Raw genomic sequence first — 8,293 nt, 5'->3', positions numbered from 1 at the left:
CGCAAGCAGAAGGCGGCTGGGGCGCAGATGCCATCGTCCATATGGGCAAGCATGGCACGCTCGAATGGCTGCCTGGCAAAGGGATCGGGCTTTCCGGCGAGTGTTTCCCGGACCTTCTACTCGGCGACATGCCACTCGTCTATCCGTTCATCATCAACGATCCCGGCGAGGGAAGCCAATCCAAGCGCCGTGCGCACGCCGTGATTGTCGACCACCTGACGCCGCCGATGACCTCAGCGGAGACCTATGGTCCTCTGGCTGAGTTGAACCAATTGGTCAACGAATACTATGCCGTCGAGAAGCTCGACCCTGTGAAGCTGCCATACCTGCAACAGCAGATATGGCAGTTGGTCGAGAACACAAACCTGAAGGCCGATCTGGATCTGAAGACGATGATGACCCGCGAACGCGGCGATCACAGCCACGAGTGGGACGACACGCTGACGCCCGAGGGCATTCCGACGCAACTCGCTTCGATGAACGGCAACGAAGTGGCCCATCTGATCGAAGATCTTGACGGCTATCTCTGCGAATTAGGCATGGCACAGATTCGCGATGGCCTGCACATCCTTGGGCAGATGCCTCCGCTGCCGGAGATGCTGCGGTCGCTGACGCGTTTGGCAAACGCAAGCGCACCGAGTCTGCAGGCGAGCCTTGCAACGGCGTTCGGCTTCGAGTTGACCGCGCTACTTGATAAGCCGGGCGAACGCCTTGTGTCTTCGCTAGACCTGCTGGGCCAGCCGTGCCATACGCGCGCCGATGTTCTGGAGATTCTCGACCGCGCCTCACTCGACCTTTATATGATGCTCGACACGCTGGGCTTTCGGAGCACCGTCATCGGCGAAGTGCAGCGCGCGGTGCTCGGCCTCGAATCGGCGGAGATCGCAGCTGCACTCGCCTTCGCCTGTGACGAACTTGTACCGAAACTTGAACAGTCTGGCGACGAGATCGAGCACCTGCTCGATGCACTTGAAGGCAAATATGTTCCCGCAGGCCCGGCTGGCGCACCGACCCGCGGTATGGCGCATATTCTGCCAACCGGACGCAACTTCTATGCGGTCGATCCACGTGCCTTGCCCTCACAGGCAGCGTGGCGAGTAGGCCAGCAGCTTGCCCGTGAAGCTGTTGCTCGCTTTTACAAGGAAGAGGACAAGTATCCGGAGATGATGGGACTTAGCGTGTGGGGGACCTCGCAGATGCGGACCCACGGCGACGATATCGCTCAGGCGTTTGCGCTACTCGGCGTCAAACCCTTGTGGAACGCGCAGTCGCGGCGGCTCGAAGGCGTGGAAGCTATTCCTCTGGAGCAACTCGGCCGACCTCGCGTCGACGTGACGCTGCGCATCAGCGGCTTCTTCCGCGACGCATTTCCTCACTTGATCGACACGTTCGACCAAGCCATCTCGATGTTGGTTGAGTTGGATGAACCGCTCGATCAGAACTTCCCGCGCAAACACTATCTTGCGGAGCTTGAGACGAAGAATGATTTACCGAAGCACGAGGCCGAAGCCCATGCGCGCTATCGCATCTTCGGTTCGAAGCCAGGCTCATATGGCGCGGGTATCTTGCCACTTATCGAGACCGGAAACTGGCAGGGAGATGACGACTTTGCCCGCGCATTCCTTGCTTGGGGAGGCTACGCATATGGCAGGGGTACCGACGGAGTCGACGCACAGCCCATCTTCGCAGAGCGTCTCAAATCCATCGAGGTCGCGCTGCACAACCAGGACAATCGCGAGCATGACATCTTCGATTCCGACGATTATTTCCAGTTTCACGGCGGCATGATCGCCTCAATTCGCGCGCTCACCGGGACGCAGCCCAAGGCTTACTTTGGCGATAGCTCGCGCCCGGAATCGGCACAGGTTCGCGACCTGCGCGAAGAAGCCTTGCGTGTCTATCGCTCGCGCGTGGTGAACCCAAAGTGGATCGAATCGATCAAACGCCACGGCTACAAGGGCGGCCTTGAACTTGCGGCAACGGTTGACTACATCTTCGGATTCGATGCCACGGCGCAGATTGCTCCGGACTTCATCTACGAAGGTCTTGCGGAGCACTACGCGTTAGACCAAAACATGCGTGACTTCCTCGGTGCTTCAAATCCATGGGCATTGAATGCGATCGCTGAACGATTGCTTGAGGCGGCAAAACGGGAGCTCTGGGAGAACCCCGCGCCGGAGATTCTCAAAGCACTGCGCGACGTTCTGCTTGAGGCCGAAATGCTGCTGGAAGCGCAGGGCGAGCAGAAGCGGGAGGCTGTTTCTTGAGACCGGCTGCCTATCCCTTCTCCGCAATTGTGGGCCAGAGCGAGATGAAGCTCGCGCTGCTACTGGCTGCCGTCGATTGGCGGCTGGGAGTTTTGCTGCGCGGTGACAAGGGCTCGGGCAAGACAACCACCGCACGCGGCCTCGCTGCCCTGTTGCCGGCACCAGCACGCTTTATCAATTTGCCGATCGGAGCCACGGAGGACCGTCTGCTTGGGGGGCTTCATCTGGAGCGCACGTTAAAGGGCGATCCCGTCCTGAAGCCGGGACTGGTCGTCGAAGCACATGGCGGCGTGCTTTATGTGGACGAGGTGAACCTCCTCCCATCACACCTGGGCGATGCTTTGTTGGACGCGGCTGCCAGCGGGGTTCATGTGGTGGAACGTGAAGGCTTGAGCGCCACCCATCCCGCCGAGTTTGTCCTGCTCGGAAGCATGAATCCGGAGGAAGGCTCGCTGCGCCCACAGCTGCTGGACCGTTTCGCATTATCAGTGACGGTCTGTGCTCCACTTGACCCAGCCGAACGCCAACTCGTGACAGAGCGAAGAATTGCATTCGAACGCAACACAGTTCAATTTGCCAGTGAGTGGTCACAAGCTCAACAGACTTTACAGTCTCAGATTGCTTCCGCTAGAGCTTCTCTCCGCTGCGTCGCGTGTTCCAGCGACATGATGGGATACATTAGCGTCACCATCTGCGAACACAGCGTTCAATCCTTGCGAGCCGATCTGGCTGTCGTAAGGGCTGCAATCGCATACGCAGCCCTCGCCGGCGATACGTGCGTCGAAATGCAACATGTCGACGCCGTGTTACCTCTTGTCCTTGCTCACCGGACGCGCGAGCGCGAGCGCTCCTCATTCACTCCGCCTCCACCTCCAACGCAGCCGCAACAGTCAAAGCCCGAATCGCAGTCTGAAACTGGTGGACAAGAAGCACCGAAGCGTGTCCACGAACGTATCTTCAGTCCATCAGAAGTCAAGACTCCCGCTCTCGATAGTCGGCTCGGTGCAGGAGTGAAGCGAGGGGACAGCGCGTCTGCAGATGGCTGTGATTGCGGTCCAATCATAGGTGCTCGACAGTCGGATTTCCCTGTCGAGTTTGATTTGCGTGCCACGCTCAGCCATACTCTGCGTGAAACCGGCGGCTTGCAACCTCGTGTCGAGGATTTGCATGAACGGGTGCGGAAGCCGAGGACCGGAACTCGCTATCTCTTCGTCATTGATTCCAGCGGCTCGCACGCTGCCCAGCAAAGAATGCGTCTAGTCAAAGGCGCTATTTCAAGCATGTTGACCCGCTCCTTCAAACGACAGGATGAGGTGGTCATGATCGTCTTCCGCGGAACTTCTGCGCAGGTCGTTCTGGAACCAACTGAAGTGCTTCCCGATGCGCTGGCTGCGCTCGAATATCTTCCCACGGGTGGTCGAACGCCGTTGGCTGCCGCTCTCAATGAAGCGCGCGGATATCTGACGCCCGCAACGCTTCTCATCCTACTCACCGATGGTAGGGCAAATATCCCGCTCCATGGAGGAGTCCCCTGGCAAGAGGCTCTTGATGTGGCGCAGCTGATGAGTTGCAATGCAATCGTCGTCGATACAGAGACTGCCGCACAGCGACTAGGCCAATGCGAGGAATTAGCGAAGATGCTCGGCGCGCGCTACCTCTCGCTGGAGGAGCTTGCGCAGAGTGAGAATGTTTTGATCGCGGTCGAACCGCTCAAGCCACTAGGGCAGGGAGCTTAGCATGCAGAAGAACCAAGTCAATTCGGTGATCCTCGTCCTGGGAGGCGTTCGAAGCGGAAAGAGTCGCTATGCGCAGCAGTTGGCCGAGCGGTTCGGACGGGTTACGTTCGTTGCGACGGCCGAGCGTCGCGATGACGAGGAGATGCACCGAAAGATCGAACGCCACCGCACAGAGCGGCCCGCACACTGGACAACCGTGGAAGAACCTATCGCGTTGGGCCGCGTCGTTCGATCCAGTGGAGACAACTCCGATGCCATTCTTATCGACTGCCTCACGCTCTTCAGCGCCAATCTTATGGAAGCATACGGCGGCAATGAAGCGGCTTTGGAGGCATGCGTCGAAGACCTGTGCGTCGCTCTGAAAAAGAAGTCCTGCAAGGTGATTCTGGTCTCGAACGAGGTCGGCAGCGGTGTCGTCCCAGCCTATGCCTTGGGACGCCGCTTTCGTGACCTGGTGGGCGAGATCAATCAACGCGTTGCGGCAGTGGCCGATACCGTAGTTCTGATGGTCGCCGGACTTCCGCTTCCCCTCAAAGGTTCGCTCGAAGGAGGGCATCGATGAAAGGATTCCTGATCGCCGGAACGGCCAGCGGAGTCGGCAAGACCACCGTGACTCTAGCGATTACTGCTGCCTTGCGCCGTCGCGGCTATACGGTGCAGCCGTTCAAGGGCGGTCCTGACTTCCTCGACACTGGCCACCATACCCGCATTGCCGGCCGCACAGCACGTAACCTCGACACATGGATGCTTTCTGCAGAAGCAAACCGTGACGTGATTCGTCACGCATCGCATGGTGCCGATGTCCTGCTGGTAGAGGGCATGATGGGGCTATTCGACGGTAAGGGCGGCGCGAGCGAGTCGGGTAGCAGCGCGGAGATCGCAAAGCTTCTAAAGCTGCCGGTGGTACTTGTGCTGGATGCAGGGAAAATCGCGAGAAGTATCGCAGCAATGGTGCTTGGATTTGAACTCTTTGATCCTGAACTTCCGTTAGCCGGAGTCATATTGAATCGGGTCGCAGGCGATCGCCACTTTCGCATCCTGGAAGCTTCGATCAAATCTGCCTGTAAGACTCCAGTCCTCGGTTGGCTGCCCCGAGAGTCTGCAATTGCCATCCCCGAGAGACATCTCGGGCTGCAGACAGCGGAAGAAGGCGAGACCGGCGAAGGGCTTGAACGCTTGATCGATACGCTTTCCGACCTCGCGAATAAGCACATGGACATTCCCCTTCTTATGGATTTGGAATGTGGCCTGGACATAAATCTTCAGGCTCTTCCAGTGGTTTGCAAAACGCGAGACGAGATTCGTATCGGAGTAGCGCGCGATCAGGCATTTTCTTTCTACTACGAAGACAACCTGGACCTACTACAGCAACACGGAGCGGCCCTGTTGCCGTTCAGCCCGATGCACGACGAATTTCTGCCACCGGATCTCGATGCTCTTTATCTCGCTGGCGGCTACCCCGAGCTTCATGCAGTTCAAGTCAGCGAGAACGCCGCAATGCTCTCGGCTATTCGAGAATTTGTCGCATCCGGCCGTCCTGTCTATGCCGAATGCGGAGGAATGATCTTCCTGTCGCAGCAACTCACGACGCGCGACGGAACCACATATCCGATGGCAGGTGTACTGCCCTTCGAAATCGAGATCACCGGAAAACTCGTCGGCTTCGGATACGTCAATGTGGAATTGACCAACGATTGCCTGCTCGGTAAAGCAGGCACAGTGCTCCGTGGACACAGCTTCCATTACTCTCGCATCTCGAATGAATTTCAAGTCGCGACGAATTACCGCCTCCAATACTCACTCTCGGGCCGTACGGAGAGTGAAGGCTATCGCCTGGGCAATATGCTTGCGAGTTACGTGCATCTGCACTTTCGCGCAGAGCCAACTATCGCTCGCAGTTTCGTCGAGGCAGCCATCGCCAGTCGAACTTCGAATTTGGTGCCCCAATGACGCCGCTCAGTGCAAGGGTAGTGACAGAATTGGTCCGAGGAATTGGGCCTCCGGACGAGACCTGGAGAACTCGCGCTCGCGCTCGTCTGGACACGCTCACCAAACCGCTGGGCAGTCTTGGCAGGCTCGAAGACCTAGCCGCTCAGTTGGTGGCGATCCGACGCGAACATCTTGCGTTGCCTCTCAACAAAGCTGCCTATATCTTCGCCGCGGATCATGGCATCACCGCCGAAGGCGTGAGCGCATACCCAAGCGCAGTCACGCACCAAATGGTGCTCAACTTCCTGGCTGGAGGAGCCGCTGTCAACGCCCTTGCGCGTTTGCATGGCGTAACGCTGCATGTGATCGATATGGGGGTCGACGCGGACTTCAACAACATTGAGGGCTTGCGCCACCACAAAGTTTCGAACGGCACAAAGAACATGCTGCGCGATGCGGCAATGACCGACGAAGAACTCTCGCGGGCGCTGCACGTCGGCGCACAACTCGCGGATGAAGCTGCTGCTGCCGGGCATGCGCTGTTGGCCGTCGGTGAAATGGGCATTGGCAATACCACTTCCGCCAGCGCAATTACCTGCGCCATCACCGGCTGTGCTGAGTCGCTCGCAACCGGGCGCGGAACAGGGCTGGGCGATGCGGCCCATGCGCGCAAGATCACAATCGTCGAAGCCATTCTGAAAAAACACTTCGCAAGCCATGCCTCGCCCGCTCCGCTCGAGGTATTGCGCTGCGTTGGTGGCCTGGAGATTGCGGCTATGACCGGCATGATCCTGGCAGCAGCACGCAACCATGTCGCTATCGTTGCCGATGGGTTTATCTCCACGGCAGCAGGGGCACTTGCCGTAGCCCTCGAACCGAAGGTGGGGGGATATCTGATCGCCGGCCACCGTTCCGAGGAGCCGGGTCACAGATTGCTCCTCGACTACCTCAAACTAACTCCCATCCTGAGCCTGGATATGCGCCTTGGCGAAGGCAGCGGCGCCGTCCTTGCCATGTCCATCCTTGAGTCCGCCATCGGTCTCTACTCGCAGATGGCGACCTTCACCTCTGCCGGCGTCAGCGAGGCCTCACGATGAGCGGTTGGAAGTTTGTAAAACGAATAGGATCAGACTTCCTCGCTGCGGTGCAGTTCCTCACCCGAATACCTATACCCCACCTGGCTTACGACCCAGACTCTCTCTCGCGATCGGTCAAGTTCTTTCCGGTTGTAGGTCTGCTCATCGGCAGCGTTGCTGCATTGGTTCATCTGCTTATTACGCCACACCTGCCCAGACTCGTGACGGCTCTTCTCGTTATTGTCTTTCTGGTTGCAATAACGGGATGTTTGCACGAGGACGGCGTGGCGGACGCTGCTGACGGCTTCGGGGGTGGATCAAACCGGGAACAGATTCTTTCCATCCTGAAAGACAGCCGTATCGGCAGCTATGGCGGTGTGGCCCTCACGCTCAGCCTTCTGGCCCGCATCCTGTTGCTTGCCTCGCTACCATTGAATCAGGTCTCGCACTACCTCATCGTAGCCAACGTTCTCTGCCGCTGGACTACGCTCCCGTTGAGTTACTATCTCGCGCCAGCCCGCAGTCAACAAGACGTGGCTGGGATCGGTCAGGGAGCACGGATCGCCAGTCTCACCACGCGCGGAACCTTGCTTATCGGCTCCTTCTTTACCGTTGCGATATGCATTTGGCTCTTGCGAACCCATGCGGCCGCTGCCATCGTCGCAACAATTTTGGTCACGCTATTGAGTGGTCTCTACTACCAACGGAAAATCGGCGGCGTAACCGGAGATTGCTTTGGCGCCACCAATCAACTCGCAGAAATAACCGTTTACCTAACCGGAGCGTGGATCGCATGAACGATATTCTCTTCATTCGCCACGCCGAGACCGACATGGCCGGCACCTTTTGCGGTCAATCCGACCCAACTGTGAACACCGCAGGCCATCGGCAAATCCAAAAACTTGCTGAAACCCTACGCACCGAACCAATTGCAGCTGTCTTCACGAGCGATCTGCAACGCTCGGTGATGACGGCACGCACTCTCGCTGAGTCCTTCGCCATTCCATGCATCACCCGTCCAGCATTGCGTGAGATCGATTTTGGAAAGTGGGATGGGCTGACCTGGGAGGAGATCGAGAAGCTTGACTTGACCTTCGCTACGCAGTGGCTCGAAGCCTTTCCGCATCTGACGCCACCAGATGGAGAATCCTTCGAGATATTCGAAGCAAGAGTGATGGCCGAGACAAACTATCTCCTCAGCCAGTCCGAAAGCAGCTCGATCGCCGTCGTCACACACGCTGGGGTCATGCGTGTGGTCCTTCGTACTCTCTGCGGTCTTGATGAG

7 protein-coding genes are annotated in these 8,293 nt (G+C 58.1%); all 7 read left to right on the top strand.

Going from position 1 to position 8,293, the window contains the following annotated elements:
* Positions 1-2,267 (top strand): cobaltochelatase subunit CobN (locus VMU57_RS04090; RefSeq protein ID WP_325381056.1); only part of this gene is annotated, 2,267 nt, incomplete at its 5' end.
* Positions 2,264-4,003 carry an ATP-binding protein gene (locus VMU57_RS04085; protein ID WP_325381054.1) on the top strand — a complete coding sequence of 580 codons (1,740 nt, stop codon included), beginning with the start codon at positions 2,264-2,266 and terminating at the stop codon, positions 4,001-4,003. The genes VMU57_RS04090 and VMU57_RS04085, both read left to right, overlap by 4 nt.
* A 1-nt stretch (position 4,004) precedes the next feature.
* Entirely contained in the window at positions 4,005-4,565 is a 561-nt protein-coding gene (gene cobU / locus VMU57_RS04080) for a bifunctional adenosylcobinamide kinase/adenosylcobinamide-phosphate guanylyltransferase (protein ID WP_325381052.1), read from the top strand.
* Complete coding sequence (locus VMU57_RS04075; RefSeq protein WP_325381050.1) at positions 4,562-5,953, top strand: cobyrinate a,c-diamide synthase; 1,392 nt, start codon at positions 4,562-4,564, stop codon at positions 5,951-5,953. The genes cobU and VMU57_RS04075 overlap by 4 nt, the downstream gene beginning before the upstream one ends.
* A 20-nt stretch (positions 5,954-5,973) precedes the next feature.
* Positions 5,974-7,029, top strand: a complete 1,056-nt coding sequence (gene cobT, locus VMU57_RS04070) for a nicotinate-nucleotide--dimethylbenzimidazole phosphoribosyltransferase (RefSeq protein WP_325381048.1) — start codon at positions 5,974-5,976, stop codon at positions 7,027-7,029.
* Positions 7,026-7,805 (top strand): adenosylcobinamide-GDP ribazoletransferase, encoded by a 780-nt coding sequence (gene cobS, locus VMU57_RS04065; protein ID WP_325381046.1) that lies wholly within the window; start codon positions 7,026-7,028, stop codon positions 7,803-7,805. The genes cobT and cobS overlap by 4 nt, the downstream gene beginning before the upstream one ends.
* Positions 7,802-8,293, top strand: a 492-nt coding sequence (locus VMU57_RS04060; RefSeq protein ID WP_325381044.1) for a histidine phosphatase family protein, incomplete at its 3' end; no start/stop codon positions are given. The genes cobS and VMU57_RS04060, both read left to right, overlap by 4 nt.

The sequence above is a fragment of the Edaphobacter sp. genome (genome assembly GCF_035532915.1).
Lineage (GTDB): Bacteria > Acidobacteriota > Terriglobia > Terriglobales > Acidobacteriaceae > Edaphobacter.
The sequence above is the reverse complement of the archived record's forward strand: the minus strand, read 5'-3'. Positions and strand labels throughout refer to the sequence as shown.

What these genes read in the sequence shown, in the direction of transcription:
- cobS (WP_325381046.1), top strand. Translation starts at nt 7,026, where the DNA reads ATGAGCGGTTGGAAGTTTGTAAAACGAATAGGATCAGACTTCCTCGCT.
- VMU57_RS04075 (WP_325381050.1), top strand. Translation starts at nt 4,562, where the DNA reads ATGAAAGGATTCCTGATCGCCGGAACGGCCAGCGGAGTCGGCAAGACC.
- cobU (WP_325381052.1), top strand. Translation starts at nt 4,005, where the DNA reads ATGCAGAAGAACCAAGTCAATTCGGTGATCCTCGTCCTGGGAGGCGTT.